This is a genomic window from Pseudomonas sp. NMI760_13 (assembly GCF_021283245.1).
GTDB classification, from domain to species: Bacteria; Pseudomonadota; Gammaproteobacteria; order Pseudomonadales; family Pseudomonadaceae; genus Aquipseudomonas; species Aquipseudomonas peradeniyensis.
The window spans coordinates 1-15,752 of record NZ_JAJSRC010000053.1 but is presented as its reverse complement, the minus strand read 5'-3'; the positions used below and the strand labels follow the sequence as shown (position 1 = coordinate 15,752).

Sequence of the window (15,752 nt, the reverse complement as noted above, 5' to 3'; positions counted from 1 at the left end):
CGCCGATGGTAGTGTGGGGTTTCCCCATGTGAGAGTAGGTCATCGTCAAGATTCATTTCGCAAAACCCCTATCTGCGCGAGCAGGTAGGGGTTTTGTCTTTAAGTAGAGAGTACAGAGATTCGCTGGCACGTCCCTCGGACGGACCGGCACACAGAATTTCTTGACGACCATAGAGCATTGGAACCACCTGATCCCATCCCGAACTCAGCAGTGAAACGATGCATCGCCGATGGTAGTGTGGGGTTTCCCCATGTGAGAGTAGGTCATCGTCAAGATTCAATTCCAAAGCCCCTGATCGCGATGCGGTCGGGGGCTTTGTCTTTTCAGGGTATCAATGCACGAGCTCCCTGGGCCGTCGTGAAGGGAACGGCATTCCCAGGCACAGCACGGCCCCCTGTAGGAGCGGCTTCAGCCGCGATCACCCGCGAAGCGGGTGCCAGACACCGAGTTGCTTGCATCGCGGCTAAAGCCGCTCCTACAGAGATCTCTTTTCGCCGTGCAACAGCACAGCCCGAAGGGCTATCCCTTACTCCCTTATCTCCAAGACAAAAAAGGCCGCTCCCGGTTGGGAGCGGCCTTTTTGCTACCGGGGCATACGCCCCTGCCAGTGCTATCAGCTCAGCAGATTACGCACATTGCCCATCGCCTCATCGGCAAAGCCCTGCAGGAACGCCTGGAAGCCCGGCAGGGTATCTGGACCACCTTCCCAGGGCTCGGCCTGGATGGTCCAGGTCGCACGGCTGCGGCTGGCGTCGATCGTCTGCACCTCCATGGCAGCCCACAGGTTGCCGATATTCAGGCTGGTGTAGATCAGGCTCCAGGTCATGTGCATGGCCTGCTCGTCACGGCTGTTCAACTGCTCGATCACCACGTTGCCATCCTTGAACAGTTTCTTGCGCACCGAGCGCACGCCACTGCCGGTCATTTCGATATGCGCCAGCGCGGGGATGAACACCGGGAAGCCGGCGAAGTTGCCGACGATATTCCACACGCTGGCGGCCGGGGCGGCGATCTCGACGCTGGAAACCACCAGGCAGCCTTGCGGGTTGCGGATCAGGGTGTCGGGTTTGAGTGCTTGCATGGGATGTTGCTCCTGTTGTGGATAAAGGGGGTCAGATAAAGCCGATGTCGGCCAGGTAGCGGCAGCCGCGGCTAAGCAGCGCCGGGTCCTTGCTCGGGTAACGGGCGCCCATGCGCTGCACGCCGGCACGGGCGTTGTCGTGGGCGATGCCGGAGATATCGCCGATGTCTTCTTCGAAGCCGTCCAGGTAGAAGCCCAGGACGTCGTACAGCGCGTTTTGGCGGTCGACCCGGGCCAACTGGCGCTGCCACTGCTCGACGCTGACCAACTCGAAGGCATGGCCCTGCGCATGGAACGACGCCAGGTAGTCACGCCAGCGCAGTGGCTCGGGGTTGTGCAGGTTGAACACGCATTGGCCAGCCTGGTGGCGGCTGCTGTGGAAGGCGATGAAACGGGACAGGAAGTCCACCGGCATGAGGTCGAAGTCGATCTCCAGCCCCGGTACCTGGCCCAGTTGCAGCGAACCCTTGAGCATCAGCATCAGCCGGTTGCGCTGGGGCTGGCAGGCGCCCGTGCGGCTGTCGAAGGTGATGTTGCCGGGACGGAACAGGTTGACCCACACGCCCTGCTCGCGGGCACGGCTGAGGATGCGCTCGCCGACCCATTTGCTCAGGTTGTAGCCATTGCGGATGTAGATCGGCGGGGTACTGGCCGGGTCGCTCTCCAGCACGCGACCGTCGCCGTCCACCGCGCTGCACGCGGACAGGGTCGAGACGAAGTTGAAGATCTTCTTGCGTCGGCCTTCGCACAGCCGCAGGCACTCGAACAACGGCTCGATGTTGTCGGCGGCCAGCACCTCGTAGTCGAGCACATGGTTGACCTGCGCGGCGTTGTGCAGCAGGGCGCCATAGTGGTTGTCCAGGTCGTCGTAGTCGGCCTGGGACAAGCCCAGCAGCGGCTTGCGCAGGTCTGCCTCGAGTACCCGCACGCGGCCCAGGTCCAGGTCGATATGGTTGTCCTGCAGGGCCTGGGCGAAGCGTTCCTCGGCGGACTGCCCACCGGCGCGACGTACCAGGCAGGCGACTTCGGTGGCGCCCCATTCCAGCAAGGCTTCGACCAGGTGTACGCCAAGGAAGCTGTTGGCCCCGGTGACGATGACCTTGTGCACATCGCCCAGACGCTCCATCGGCAGTACCTGCAGGCCGAGATCGCGGTTGGCGTCCTGCTCCAGGCGCGCCAGGGAGGTCGGCAGCGCATCATCGTTGCCGTCGAGCAGCGCGCCCAGGCGCCGCAGGGTCGGCTGCTCGATGAAACGGTTGATGGTCACACCCTGGCCGAAGTGTTCCCGGATCTCCAGCAACAGGCGCGACAAGAGGATCGAGTGCCCGCCCAGGTTGAAGAAGCTGTCGTCCAGTGAGATGTCGGCTGGCGGCAGTTCCAGCAACTCGCTCCACAGATGCAACAGGCGCTTTTCGGTGTTGGTCTCTGGTGCGATGTGCGCGTTCGCCGACAGGGCCAGTGGCTGTGCCGACAGCGCCCGGCGGTCCACCTTGCCGTTGGCGGTATAGGGCATGTGCTCCAGCACCTGGTAGAACAACGGGCGCATGTAGTCGGGCAGGTGCCGCTCGGCATGTTCGCGCAGCAAGGCTTGCGCATCGGTCCGCTGTGGGTGGGCGAGGAAAGCCAGGATCCGGCGCTGCGCGTCGATCACCACCGCCACCTGGGCGAACAGGTGGCTGTCGCGCAAGCAGTGCTCGATCTCCTCGGGCTCGACCCGAAAACCTCGGATCTTCACTTGGTTGTCACGCCGTCCGCACAGCTCGATGCCCTGGGCGGTCCACTTGCCGATGTCTCCGGTGCGATAGGCACGCAGCGTGCGGCCGGCGGGCAGGTCCAACTCGACGAAGCGTTCGGCGGTCAGTGCCGGCTTGTTCAGATAGCCCAGGCCGACACCGGGCCCGGCGATGTACAGCTCGCCCGGGGTCTGCTCCGTTACCGGTTGCAGCGCCGGGTCGAGTATCAGCACCTGGGTGTTGGCGATCGGCAGGCCCAGGTTGCGGTTGCTGTCACCACTGGCGAACACCCGGGTGGTGGCCAGCACTGTGGTTTCCGTCGGCCCGTAGATGTTGTGCATCCGGCACTGACCGGCCAGGCGGGCGATGACCTCCGGCTCGCAGACGTCGCCGCCAGTGACCAGGTGGCGCAGGCCGAGGTGGACATTGCGCGGCAGGATGCTCAGCAGGGCCGGTGGCAGGAACGCGTGGCTGACTTCCTGGCTGTGGATAAGTTGTACCAGCTGCTGCGGATCGCGGCGCTGATCCTCACTGGGCAGCACCAGTTCCGCACCGCAGGCGAAGGTCGGCAGGATATCCAGCAGTGAGGCATCGAAGCCGATGGTGGAGAACTGCAGCACTCGGCTGTGCTCGTCCAGGGCCACATGCTCACGGTACCAGGCCATGAAGTGCGTAAGGTTGCGCTGGCTGAGCAGCACGCCCTTGGGCTGGCCGGTAGTGCCGGAGGTGTAGATCGCCACGCAGGCCTGCTCGGCGCCGGCCTGGCGCAGCGCCAGGCCGGGCAACGGCATGGCCGGTGTCGCCGCGATGCCGCGAATATCCACATGAGAGATATCCACAGGCGCCTGCCCGTCATGCAGCACGACGCAGGCACCGGCATCCTCGAGGATCGACTGGCGTCGTTCGGCCGGCGTTGCCGGGTCCAGCGGCAGGTAGATGGCGGCGCAGCCCAGCACCGCCAGCAGGCTGGCATAGAGGTCGGGCGACTTGCCCATGCACACGGCGACCACGGGTGGCTGTTCACCTGGCTCGGGCAGCAACGGCGCCAGGGCCTGCTGGATGGCGACGGTGCGGGCATGCAGCTGGCGATAGCTGGAGCGCTGGCCGGCATGGTTCAGCGCAGGGCATTCGGCATGCAGGCGCAAGCTGTGCTCCAGCGTATCGATCAGGCCGGTTTCGGCCTTCTCCAGCAAGTCAGCGCGCAGTGTGCGGTTGAATGGGTGGCGGTAGGCCAGAGCCTCCAGCCAGTCCAGGCCGTGCTCGCGCTCCTGGTCGCCGGGGCTTGCCGCGGGTGCTTCCTGCAGATGCGCCGGATTGCGCGCAAAGCGGGTGACCTGCAGGGCCAGTTGATCACACAGGGCCTGCAGGGCGTCTTCGCGCAACTGCTGGCCGTTGCCGGCACTCGGCGCGGGGATCGCAGTTCGCTGGATCAGCCGCTGGGCGCTGGCACTGCCGCACCAGCACAGGGCTTCCAGTTGCGGCAGGGGCTCGGCGAAGCTGGCGCCCAGGCGCAGCCTGAGCAGTGGCGTGTTGCCCAGGGCATGCCAGTCGCAGCTGCCCAGGGCCAGGCTGCCATCTTCCACCACCAGGTCCGGCCGGGTCGACAGCTGCTGGCGCAAGGGTTGCGCGCTGTCGGCGGTGGCCGAGCCATGGCCGTGCTCGTCGAGCAGCCGGGTGAATGCCTCCAGGGTGGGGCTGGTGCCCACCAGGAGTATGTCGAGGCGTCTCATGTCCAGGTCCTCAGGGCAGGTAATCGCGCAGGGCGTCTTGTACGCAAGGCGACTCGAGCATCGAGCTGCTGCGGAAGAAACGCAGGATGTTGCCCAGCAGCGGATGCTGGTGATTGATCGGGTAGGCCAGGCCTTGCGCTTCTTCGCGCAGGGCCTGGCGCACCGTTTCATTCACTGGCAAGGCGGCGATCAGGGCACAGTCGAACGCCTGCTGGATGTCGCTGGTCAGGTACTGACGCAGGAACAACGGCAGCACCTTGGCGATTGCCTGGCGATCCGCCTCCGGCGCGGTGTGCCAGTAGATGCGCGTCAGCCGCGCCCAGAAGCTTGAATGACGGCCTTCGTCCAGCAGGTGATCGGCCATCAGTCCCTTCACCGAGGGCTTGACCGAGTCGTCCTTGGCAAAGGCCGCGACATCGTCGGTCAGGGTGTTCTCGGCGATGCCCACGCAGATCAGCTCCAGCGCATCGCGCAGTGCCTCGGGCACTTGTTCCAGCACGGCCGGAATGGCGCGGCTGAGTTCGATCTCCTGGGGCAGGGCGATTGGATCGATGCCGGTCAAGGCGATGGTCTGCTGCAGGAAGTCCATCGCCACCAGGGCGTGATAGTCCTCGTCCACCACCACGGTCATCGCGTCGTAGCGGCAGGCGAACGGGAAGCGCACGGCAAAGCGGTCCTTGGCGATGCGCCGGGCGGTGCGGTCGACGATTTCGGTCTCGAAGATCACCACATCGTTGATGAACTTGTAGAGACTTTGCACCAGCACGAAATCACGCAGCTGCGGACATTCGCGCTGGAATGTCGCGCCGAGCACCAGGGGTTGGCGGCTCAGGGGGTAGATCAGTCGCTGGTCATCCTCCACCAGGCGCCGGGGCCGGGTGCGGATGGTCGCCCGAGCCTCCCAGGCCTCGGCAAAGGAGCGGTACTCGAGGGCATTCATGGGGTGACCTCGGCGACAGGTGTCTGCAGCGAGGCACGCAGGCGGTCCCACAGCGCCATGCGGCTGTCCACGGCGGCGATGGCGGCCACGTAGACGTCTTCCTGGCGCAGCGGGTCGTGGTCGACCAGGCGGGCCAGCAATTGTTCGGCGGCAGGCCCGTGGTCTTCGGAGTCCACCTCGATGTGGCGTTGCAGGTAGTAACGGAAGGTCGGAGCCTGCTCGGTGCCGATGCCCCACTCGTCGAGGATCTGCTGGAACATCGCCGGGATCACGCTTTCTCGGCCATGCAGGAAGGCGGCCGCAACCCGGTGGGCCGGCGCGTCGATAGCCACCTCGAGGGTGTCGCGGACGAATCGCTGGGCGGCTTCACTGGCACCGCAGCGCTGCAGGGCGTCAATGGCCGTGATGCCTTGCTGTTGCAGGCTGATGAAGCGATCGATGGCCTGGGTGCTGGCGCCGACCTCGCGCATGGCATCCAGGTACAGTTCGAAGTGGCTGTAGTGACCGTGGTCGAGGCGGTCATCCGATTCTTCGCCCAGCACGATCTCGTTGATCAGGCGTGCTGCGGCCGGGTCCGCAGGTGGCAGCCATGGCAGGCTGACGCAGGTCAGCTCCTGCTGCAGGCGCTTGGTCAGCGACATGAAGTCCCAGACTGCAAAAACATGGGTTTCCATAAATCGACGCAGTGTCTGCAGCGAGTCGATCTCGGAAAAGAGCGGGTGCAGGGAAAGTTCATGTTTCTTGTCGGAAAGTGTGCGCTTCAATGTGCTCATGATGAGGTCCGTTATGGATGGAATTCAGGGATCAAGTTGCTCTGCGCATTGTTCGCTATATAAATTCCAGGCGAAGAGATACCTCGAATGAAATTTCGACATCGAACAACGGATAGAGGCCGGCAGGGCTTGTCTGGCAAGGCGTCCACGGTGATACCTGGCCGCCCTTGGCTGGCGCTATAAAAGTTAGAACAACTTCAAAGTTCGCCGCAATTGTTTTTTTGATTATTTTATGCTCGGACTTTTCTTGAAATATAAGTGCCCGAATAAAACTTTGGGTAAGTTTTATTTTGGCAATATGTGCTCCTTCCGATAAATAACGATCAGAAAAATAGACACAGAGTGAATGCCTCACTCGGAGCACTGGTGAACGGAGATGGGAGAGTGACTATTGGAGGGCGGCTGATCGCGTGCGGTCCTTGCCCCGGTGCCAGGTTCCTTCTACTGGTGAATGAGGAGGCAGGCGGCCAGGTCCACGTCTGATGATCAGCGGCCGCTGCGGGGAGTAGAGTGTGCCCAAAATGCTGGCACTGCCATGGCCAGCAGCAGACCGGGCAGAGTAAATGCCCTCTTGGTCAGCGTATGGAAGGCAGGGGGAAGGTCAGTAACTGAGCAGCCCGAGGTGGCTGTTGAAGATGCGCACCAGGCGCTGGTTGAGCAGCGAAGCATCGACCGATGGCAGCGGCAACTCGATCAGCTCCAGCTCTCGGCGCACCAGACTGTGCCAGCCGAGCATCGCGGCCAGGGAGCCGGGCGGGTACAGCACGGTCATCGGCACCTGCAATGGAAGGTTGCTGGTACTGAACTGCGGGCTGTCACAGCTTGAAACAAACAAGTGACGGGTCTGCCCCGGACTCGTCTCCTGCACCTGTTGGATCAGGGCCAGGGCGATGTGCGCGCCCAGTCCCTGGGCGAACATCGCGTGGGGTTGTGCAAGGTAGGGTTGGAGCTGTTCGCGCAGGGCCTGGGTCAGGCGCCCGGCCACGGGCAACGCGGTGGACTGTTCCAGGTCGGCAATGCTTGGGACATCGACCGCGACCAGTTCGATGGGGTCGCTGAGGGTCCTTGCCCAGGTACGGTACTGGGCAAGTTGCTGCCGGGTGCTGGCCAGGCAGATCAGGCGGATCCTGGACGGCTGGTCGGGCGTGGTTTCCTGTCGCGTCTGCACGTGCACTGCCGTTCCTTGTGGCGGATCGTGTCTGCGCAGCGACGCGGTCGCTGAGGTCGGCTGCGCGGTTGAGCAGGATCAGTTGCCCGATTGCCTGTCGAGGTAGCTCCTGATGGTGCGCGCGGCATGGTTCAGGTGCTCTTCCAGAAGCTCGATGGCTCTGTCCACCAGTTTGTCGCTGGCGGCGTCGACCAGGGCGATGTGGTCGTCCTGGGTGAGCTTGCCCAGCCCCATCGAGGACAGGTGGAAGCGCAGGAAGCGTTCCTCCTCGTTGAGCTCGATCTCGATCATGCGCAGCAGTTTCTGGTTCTGCGCCTTGCTGTAGAGGGCCATGTGGAACAGACGGTTGAGCCGGCCGATCTCGGCGTGGCGGGTCTCATTTTCCAGCTGGCGGATGTATGCCCTGGCCTGGGTGATGTCGTCGGCATCGAGCAAGGGGATCGACTGACGCAACGCCTCGGTCTCGAGCAGCACGCGCAGGGCGTAGGTGTCGACGGCATCCTCGCCGATCAGTGGTGCCACAACCGCACCTTTGTGCATCACCACCTGCAGCAGCGACTGGGCCTCGAGCTGGCGCAGCGCTTCGCGCACGGGCATGCGGCTGACGCCGAACAGGGTCGCCAGCTCTTGCTGGCGCACGGCGGTGCCCGGTGGCAGGCGGCCGTCGAGGATGGCACTGCGCAGGCGCTCTTCTATGACACTGCGGGCCAGGTGCGGCGGTACCTGCTCGCTGCCCAGCACGGTGCTCAGGAGTTTGGGTTTCTCAGCCACGCGGGGTTCGCCTCGGCAACATGAAAATTGGATCCAATAACCCTAGTGAGGGAAGGGGGCGCTTGTCAAACGGATTGATCAAGCGGGTGCGCCATGGCGCACTCACGAAACGCGGCTATCGTGAAGCAAGTTGTCGGCATTGGGAAGATGGCCAAGGTCGCCAGCCCTTGTACGAAGCGGGTTTGCCGACAGTTGGCAGCACAGGCACCCGGTGCCATTGTCTTTTGCCGCGCCAGCCCGCACCATCGCTGCTTTCGACTGATCTGAACGGGTGTCCGCAGTGGCGATACCTTGGCCTCTCAATGCGACCGCACGCCGGCTCGGCCTTGCCGTGCTGCTCGGCTGCCTGTGGCTGGGCGCTACCCAGGCGGATTGGGACTTCTCGCAGATCAGCCGCCGTGCGCAGGCCCTGTATGGTCCGCTGGGGCCGGGGCAGGGGCGTATAGATGCCTGGCAGAACCTGCTGGCGACACAGAAGCAGGGCAGCGAGCTGGAGCAGTTGCAGGTAGTCAACCTGTTCTTCAACAAGCAGTTGCGCTACGTCGAGGACATCGACCTGTGGCACGAGGTCGATTACTGGGCCACGCCGGTGCAGTCGCTGATCAAGGGCGCGGGCGACTGCGAGGACTATGCCATCGCCAAGTACTTCAGCCTGCGGCGCATGGGCGTCCCGGCGGAAAAGCTGCGCATCACCTACGTCAAGGCCTTGCGCCAGAACCGTGCGCACATGGTCCTGACCTATTATTCAAGCCCACAGGCCCAGCCGCTGGTGCTCGACAGCCTGATGGACGCGATCAAGCCGGCCAGCCAGCGTACCGACCTGCTGCCGGTGTATGCCTTCAACGGTGAAGGCCTGTGGCTGACCGGCGCTGGCGGCAACAAGAAGGTCGGTGACACCAAGCGCCTGTCGCGGTGGCAGGACTTGCTGAAGAAAATGCAGGCCGAAGGGTTCCCGGCCGAACCGGTTTACTGAAGGAGCACAGATGTCACTGTTCAAACAATTGCTGCTAGCCATTTGCCTGTTCCTGGTGGTCGCCTTCAGTGGCAGCTTCATGGTCAGCCTGGAGAGCTCGCGCAGCCAGTATGTCAACCAGCTGCGCTCCCATGCCCAGGATGCGGCGACCGCGCTGGCGCTGTCGCTGACGCCGAACATCGATGACCCGGCGATGGTCGAGCTGATGGTCAGCTCGATTTTCGACAGTGGCTACTATTCGAGCATCAAGGTCATCGACCTGGATTCCAATGCCGTGCTGGTCGAGCGCCATGCCGAGCCCGATGCGGGAAGCGTGCCGGGCTGGTTCATCCAGCTGATCGGCCTGGACCCGGCCGGTGGCGACGCCATTGTCAGCCGTGGCTGGCAGCAGGCGGCGCGGGTCGAGGTGATCAGCCATCCGATGTTCGCCCTGGCCAAGCTCTGGCAGAGCGCCCTGGGCAGCCTGGGCTGGCTGCTGCTGTGCGGCGCGGCGAGTGCGGTGCTCGGGGCGCTGCTGCTGCGTCGCCAACTGCGGCCGCTTGACTATATGGTGGCGCAGTCCCACGCCATTGCTCGCCGTGAGTTCCTCAGCCTGCCGGAGTTGCCGCGCACACCCGAGCTGCGCCGGGTGGTGCAGGCGATGAACCAGATGGTCGAGAAGCTCAAGGCGCTGTTCACCGAACAGGCCGAGCGCAGCGAGAAGCTGCGTGCCGAGTCGTACCAGGACAGCCTCACCGGGCTGGCCAACCGTCGATACTTCGAAATGCAGCTCAACGCCCGGGTCAGCAATCTGGAGGAGGCCCGTGCCGGCTACCTGCTGTTGCTGCGGGTCCAGGACCTGGCGGGCCTGAACGCGCGCCTGGGGGGCCAGCGCACCGATCAGTTGCTGCAGGCGGTGGGCGAGCAGTTGCGCCGCACCTGCGCGAACTTCCCGGAGACCAACGACCTGATCACCCGCAGTCGTGGCGGCGAGTTCGCGGTGCTGGCGCCGGGCATGGTGTATGAGGAGGCGATCCAGTTGGCTCAAGCCCTGGAGACCACCTTGCAGAGTCTGCACGAGACCGGCGCCAGCGATGTCGACCCGGTGGCCTGCATTGGCCTGGCGCCTTACAGCCCCGGGGATGCCCCGCAAGCGCTGCTCAAGCTTGCCGACGAGGCCCTGGCCCGCGCCGAGAGCCAGCCCGCGCCGGGCTGGGTGTGCCTGGAACAGGGCGCAGCGGGCCAGGCCGCCGACAGCCACCACGCCTGGCACACGCGCCTGGACCAGGCACTGGACAAAGGGCAGTTCGAGCTGTTCTTCCAGCCCGTCGTGGATGCCAGGGCGCCGGAGCGGGTGCTGCACTACAAGGTCATCTCGCGCCTGCACGACGAGCAGGGTGAAGCCCTGGCGGCCGGCCGCTTCCTGCCGTGGCTGGAGCGCTTCGGCTGGATGGCGCGGCTGGACCTGCTGGTGCTGGAGAAAGTGCTCAGGCACTTGCAGGGACATGGCGAGGCGCTCGCGCTGAACCTGTCGGCCGCGACCCTGGCCGATCCCAAGGCGCTGCAGCGAGTCTACGAGCTGCTGGGGCAGCATGGCGCGCTGGGGCGGCGGCTGACCTTCGAGATCGGCGAAGAGCAGTTGCCCGAGCAATCGGTGCTGGAGCAACTGACCCGACGCCTGCGCGCCCTGGGCTTCAGCCTGGCGCTGCAACGCTTCGGCGGGCGCTTCAGCATGATCGGCAACCTCGCCCACCTGGGCCTGGCCTACCTGAAGATCGACGGTGGCTATATCCGCAGCATCGACCAGGAGCGGCACAAGCGCCTGTTCATCGAGGCCATCCAGCGCGCGGCGCACAGCATCGACCTGCCGTTGATCGCCGAGCGGGTAGAGACCGAAGGGGAGCTGAAGGTACTACGGGAGATGGGCGTGCAGGGGATTCAGGGGCAACTGGTAGGTGGGCCGGCACCCTGGCGCTGAGTGGCACCCTGTGGGAGATTACCCAGCCCTTCGGGTAGCACGCGAGCCCTGTGGGAGCGGGTTTATCGGACCGCCGCACCGCCGCGAACACCGGCAGAGCCGGTGCCAGGCACCGCGTTGGATTCTTCGCGGCTAAAGCCGCTCCCACAGTGATAACAGTTCCCTGCGCGACAGCGTCGTAGCCCGAAAGGCTGGCCTATCTCCTACAGGAGCAAGCAAGGGCCGCGTGATCAGATCAATCCGCCGTCCTCGTCTTCCTCGATCAGGTTGTTCAGGCCGCCTAGCGCCTCACGTGCACTGGCGCGACTGAGCAGCTTGGCCTGGGCACCGGGCGGCAGGTCGGTGATGCTGAACACGCCCTTGGCGGTCAGTACCTCGATCAGGTCCTCCAGTACCCGGATCATGTCCAGGTCGCTCTGCTTGAGCTGCTTGAGGCTGTTCTCGACAACGTTGTCGGCGAACCATTCCTGGATCTCGGCATTGTCTGCCGGGACCATGTCGTTAAAACCACCGAATTCGGCGGCTTCAACCCGCAGCAAACGGCCGTCAGCGTCGCGTTGCACGTAGAACATGGCGGCGTCCCTCGTCACGATGAATCCTTTTTGGTAGTCAGCAGCATAGGCAAAGTTCACCGGGCATGTAAGCCCGGTGCACGAGTATGCGCGTGAAGGGATGGCTGGAAAAGCCCGCGCCCCCAACGGCGGCCCTTGCGGGCCGCCGTAGAGAGGCAGGGATCAGCTGTTGGAGTTGTCGATCTTGATGGTCGGGTCGGCGCCGCTGATCAACGAGTTGATCGTGGTGTTGGACCAGTTCACGCCCTCGAGCTTGATGGTCACGTCGGCGTTGGCCAGGCCACCGGCGGCGTTGAGCTTGCCTTCGGTGCTGACCTGCAGGGTCGACTCGCCATTGACCGTGGTGATCTTCAGGAAGTTGTCGATGGTGCTGGCCTTCTCGCCCTGGAGCAGGTCGCTCAGGTCGAGGCGGTCGCCCTCGCTGGCCTTGAAGTCCTTGATCACGTCCTTGCCCAGGTCGCCGGACTTCCACACGAAGGTGTCGGCACCGCTGCCACCGGTCATGATGTCGTCACCCTTGCCGCCGATGAGGATGTCATTGCCGGCACCGCCGAACAGGATGTCGTTGCCTTCGCCGCCGAGCAGGGTGTCGTTGCCGGTGCCACCGAGCAGGATGTCATTGCCCTTGCCGCCGTCGATGTAGTCGTTGCCACCCTGGCCGAAGATGATGTCGTTGCCATTGCCGCCCAGCAGGGTGTCGGCGCCGTCGTTGCTGCGCGAGACATCGAACTCGGCGTAGTTCTCGGTGATGTACTTGTGCATCGCCCGTGCGTCCACGCTGCCCGCGTCGACGCCCAGCTTGTCGGCGACATAGCCGCGGATCGCCTCGACACCGGTGCCGGCAACACCGTCGAAGACCATCAGGTCGCCGAAGATGATGTCGTTGCCGTCGCCGCCGTTGACCGTGTCATTGCCCGGCTGGGTGACTTCGGTATGGCCGAGGATGGCTTCGGCCAGCTTGCTCGGGTCGATGTTGGTCTGCGGCTTGCCGTCGGTGTCGTATGGTTTCAGGTCGTTGGTGTTGACGCCGTTGTTGAGGCCGATGGCCTCGACCTGGGACAGGCCCGAGAGCAGCTTGAAGCTGTCCTGCGAGTTGCTCGTGGTGGTGCTGTTGGTGTCGTAGCCCAGGCCGCCACGCGAAGACAGCTCATAGGTGCCGTTGCCTTCGGCATGCAGTTCGCCCGATACGCCGTATTTCCAGCCGTTGCGGTAGTACTGCACCTGCAGGTTGCCGGCGTTGTCGATGCTGACGTAGTTGGTGTTGCTGCTGTCGATGTAGCCGTTGTAGGCCATGCCCGGCTTGTAGTTGATCGAAGCCAGGAAGGTGTCCAGGGTGATGCCCGAGGTCCCCAGGGTCGGGTTGGGGTTCTCGTTGGCCTGGTAGTAGGTCGGCTTGCCGTCGGTGATGAAGAACGTCTGGTTGCTGCCGGTGTTGCCACCATCCTTGAGGTTCTGGAACCAGTTGGCGGTGGTCTTGAAGGCGTCCTCGTAGTTGGTGCCGCCGTCCGCCCGCAGGTTGTTCAGGGCGTTGAGCAACTGCTGCAGGCCGGCATCGTTCAGGGTTACCGCAACGCTGCTCTTGACCTGGGTGGCGAAGTCCACCAGCAGGATGTTCACGGTGCCCGACTGGTCGCCCTTGACGCTGGCGGCCAGGGTCTTGAACACCGACTCCAGGGATTTCTTCGCCGCATCCACGCCGGACGAGCCCATGCTGCCCGAGGTGTCGACGATGAAGGCGAGGTTGTAGTCCTGGCCCGGCACCACGTGCAGGCCGGTGACGTCGGCCACCACCACATCGTTGCCGTCGGTGCCGGTGATGTTGTCGCTGTCCGAGGACAGGTTGCTGGTGGTGTAGGACTGCGGGTAGACCGTGACCTTGATGGTGCCTTCGCTGGTCGCGGTGCTGCCGCCGACGCTCTCGGTGGAGGTCGAGCTGACCTTCACGTCGAACTGGCCGGCATAGTAGGCCGGTGGCTTGATGGTCAGGCTGCCCAGGTTCCAGCCGGTGACGTCCACCGCGTCCTTGCCGACGGTGATGGTGTGGCCGGCATTGTCGGCCAGCACCGAGCCTGCCGGGATGCCGCTGAGCTTGACGCTCAGGGCCTCGGAGCCGTCAGTGTCGGTGAGGTTGGTGCTGATGCCCACCAGCTTGACCGGGGCGCCGTTCTCGCTGCCTTCGTTGAGCTTGTAGCCGTCGTAGTAGCCCTGGTTGTTGCTGCCGTGCAGGTCGCCGACGGTCACGCCGGCGTTGGTCAGGTCCTTGACGCTCGGGTACATCGGGATGTTCGAGCTGTTGAGGTCGGTGACCGCGCCGTTGCCCACCTTGATGTTGACGTCCAGGCTGCCGGGGCCGGACTGGTTGGCGTTGTAGATCTCCAGGGTGTAGTAGCCGCTGGTGGTCGGGGTGAAGCTGCCGGAGATGGCGCCGCTGCCCGAGCCCCAGGTACCGCTGGCGACGTTCTTGCCACCGACGACGATCTGCAGGCTGTCGTCGGCGGTGCCGCTGAACGCATAGGTCTTGCCGGCTTCGAGGTAGATCAGGCCGGAGGTCTTCGAGCCTGTGCCAGGCGACACGGTGGCGACCGTGTCGACACCGGTGACGGTCTCGCTCTTGCTGGCGTTGCCGGAGTTGGCGAAGACGTTCTTCAGCGCATCGCCGGTGATGCCGTTGCCGTTGTTACCCAGGCCGGTGAGGCTGTTCCAGGTTTCCTTGAGCAGGCCGATGGAGTTGACGTTGTTGTTGCCGATGTTCAGGTCAGGCTTGTCGGCCACTGGCGCGATATCGACCTTCATGGTCACTTCGCCGCCGGCGTTGGTGCCGTCGTTGGGCTTGTACTTGATCTGCGCGTAGTCGGCCTGCTTGTTGCCCACGCCGCTGCCGCCATAGCCGTCGACGCCCGACTGGTTGGCCAGCGGCACGAACTTGAGCTTGCCGGCGGCGATGTCGGCCTGGCTGATGTTCTGGTTCAGCGACACATCGACCCACGAGGTGCCGTTGAAGAACTTCAGGCTGCCCAGGTCCGGCAGCTTGCTGATGGTCACCGACAGGCCGGTGTTGCCATCGGCGTCGCTGACGTTGAAGTCGCCCCACTTGAACACGTAGTCGGTGTCTTCGCTGCCGGTCACGGCGCCACCGGTCGACACCGGCGCGTGGTCGTTGTCGATGATGGTGGTGGTGACGCTGGACTTGCCGGCGTCGACCTGCAGGTTCTCGAAGCCGCCGCCCGTGGCGCCGCTGATCTTGACCGTGAAGTTCTCCGAACCCTCGACCAGCTTGTCGTCGATGGTCTTGATGTCGAAGGTGGTGCCGCTGCTGCCCGCCGGGATCTTCACGGTGACCACACCGGTGAAGTCCTGGCCGTCGGTGGCGGTGCCGCTGTAGGTCAGGGTGATGGTCACCTCGGACTTCGACGGGTTGCTCAGGGTCAGGTTGTAGTGGGCGGTATCGCCTTCGGTCACCGAGGTGTCGCCGCTGATGCCGACGGTGGTGAGGTCGCCCTGGCCGCTCGGCTCGTCGGTGACGCTGGTGGTGACGGTATTGCTGCCCAGGGTCAGTTTCTCGAAGTTGTCGCCACCGGCGACCGTTTCGATCTTGTTGACGATGTTCGGCTGGCCACCGAGGTACGGGTCGTCCTTGGCGGTGATGGTGAAGGTGCCGCTGGCGCTGCCGGCCGGGATGCTGACCTTGGTGCCATCGGTCAGGGTGAAGGTCAGGCCGTTGTGGCCGGTGACCGACAGGCCCTGGGCGTTGGTCAGGGTCACGGTGTAGGTGACCTGGCCGCCTTCGCTGACGGTGGTCTTGTCGGCGGACAGGGTGGCGACCACTTCACTGATGGTATCGCTGATCTGCACGGTGGCGTTGCCACCCAGCTCGAGGTTCTCGAAGGTCTTGCCGGTGACCGCGGCATCGGTGATGCCGACGGTCAGCGAGCTGCCATCCTTGAACACGTCGTCGCCTTGGGCGGCGGCCTTGTACTCGACCTGGGTCTGGCCAGCCGGAATGATTACCTTGGCACCGTTGCTCAGGGTCACGGTCAGGTCCTGGTCGAGCTT

10 protein-coding genes and 1 rRNA gene are annotated in these 15,752 nt (G+C 64.2%); 3 read left to right on the top strand and 8 right to left on the bottom strand.

The annotated features are described in order from the left end of the window. Window positions 1-160 precede the first annotated feature (160 nt). Window positions 161-276: ribosomal RNA gene (gene rrf, locus LU671_RS28695) — 5S ribosomal RNA — on the top strand. Window positions 277-614: 338 nt separating this feature from the next. Here the strand turns inward: rrf and LU671_RS28690 are convergent. The 6 genes from LU671_RS28690 to LU671_RS28665 all read right to left on the bottom strand — a co-directional run bounded on the left by LU671_RS28690 (window position 615) and on the right by LU671_RS28665 (window position 8,197). After that, window positions 615-1,082 (bottom strand): SRPBCC family protein, encoded by a 468-nt coding sequence (locus LU671_RS28690; RefSeq protein ID WP_232857779.1) that lies wholly within the window; start codon window positions 1,080-1,082, stop codon window positions 615-617. Between the two features lie 31 nt (window positions 1,083-1,113). Beyond that, window positions 1,114-4,545, bottom strand: a complete 3,432-nt coding sequence (locus tag LU671_RS28685) for an amino acid adenylation domain-containing protein (protein ID WP_232857778.1) — start codon at window positions 4,543-4,545, stop codon at window positions 1,114-1,116. Window positions 4,546-4,555: 10 nt separating this feature from the next. Beyond that, entirely contained in the window at window positions 4,556-5,485 is a 930-nt protein-coding gene (locus LU671_RS28680) for a diiron oxygenase (RefSeq protein ID WP_232857777.1), read from the bottom strand. After that, the gene (locus LU671_RS28675; protein ID WP_203649461.1) at window positions 5,482-6,258 is read right to left on the bottom strand and encodes a DUF3050 domain-containing protein; all 777 of its coding nucleotides are present in this window, start codon (window positions 6,256-6,258) and stop codon (window positions 5,482-5,484) included. The genes LU671_RS28680 and LU671_RS28675 overlap by 4 nt, the downstream gene beginning before the upstream one ends. A gap of 601 nt (window positions 6,259-6,859) precedes the next feature. Beyond that, entirely contained in the window at window positions 6,860-7,426 is a 567-nt protein-coding gene (locus LU671_RS28670) for a hypothetical protein (protein WP_203649463.1), read from the bottom strand. A gap of 78 nt (window positions 7,427-7,504) precedes the next feature. Further along, window positions 7,505-8,197 carry a GntR family transcriptional regulator gene (locus LU671_RS28665; RefSeq protein ID WP_203649465.1) on the bottom strand — a complete coding sequence of 231 codons (693 nt, stop codon included), beginning with the start codon at window positions 8,195-8,197 and terminating at the stop codon, window positions 7,505-7,507. A gap of 271 nt (window positions 8,198-8,468) precedes the next feature. Here LU671_RS28665 and lapG point away from each other — a divergent pair, with 271 nt between their 5' ends. Continuing rightward, window positions 8,469-9,170, top strand: coding sequence for a cysteine protease LapG (gene lapG / locus LU671_RS28660; RefSeq protein WP_203649467.1), 702 nt, complete (start codon window positions 8,469-8,471; stop codon window positions 9,168-9,170). Between the two features lie 10 nt (window positions 9,171-9,180). Beyond that, a complete protein-coding gene (gene lapD, locus LU671_RS28655) occupies window positions 9,181-11,127 on the top strand; it encodes a cyclic di-GMP receptor LapD (protein WP_232857776.1) in 1,947 nt (648 codons plus the stop codon). A gap of 230 nt (window positions 11,128-11,357) precedes the next feature. Here the strand turns inward: lapD and LU671_RS28650 are convergent, their stop codons facing one another. Both LU671_RS28650 and LU671_RS28645 read right to left on the bottom strand, forming a co-directional pair. Beyond that, entirely contained in the window at window positions 11,358-11,699 is a 342-nt protein-coding gene (locus tag LU671_RS28650) for a tryptophan synthase subunit beta (protein ID WP_203652574.1), read from the bottom strand. Between the two features lie 162 nt (window positions 11,700-11,861). Then, window positions 11,862-15,752 (bottom strand): immunoglobulin-like domain-containing protein (locus LU671_RS28645; RefSeq protein ID WP_232857775.1); only part of this gene is annotated, 3,891 nt, incomplete at its 5' end.

Coding starts and splice junctions, on each gene's coding strand:
- LU671_RS28675 (WP_203649461.1), bottom strand. CDS start 6,258: ATGAGCACATTGAAGCGCACACTTTCCGACAAGAAACATGAACTTTCC.
- lapD (WP_232857776.1), top strand. CDS start 9,181: ATGTCACTGTTCAAACAATTGCTGCTAGCCATTTGCCTGTTCCTGGTG.
- LU671_RS28680 (WP_232857777.1), bottom strand. CDS start 5,485: ATGAATGCCCTCGAGTACCGCTCCTTTGCCGAGGCCTGGGAGGCTCGG.
- LU671_RS28685 (WP_232857778.1), bottom strand. CDS start 4,545: ATGAGACGCCTCGACATACTCCTGGTGGGCACCAGCCCCACCCTGGAG.
- LU671_RS28690 (WP_232857779.1), bottom strand. CDS start 1,082: ATGCAAGCACTCAAACCCGACACCCTGATCCGCAACCCGCAAGGCTGC.
- LU671_RS28650 (WP_203652574.1), bottom strand. CDS start 11,699: ATGTTCTACGTGCAACGCGACGCTGACGGCCGTTTGCTGCGGGTTGAA.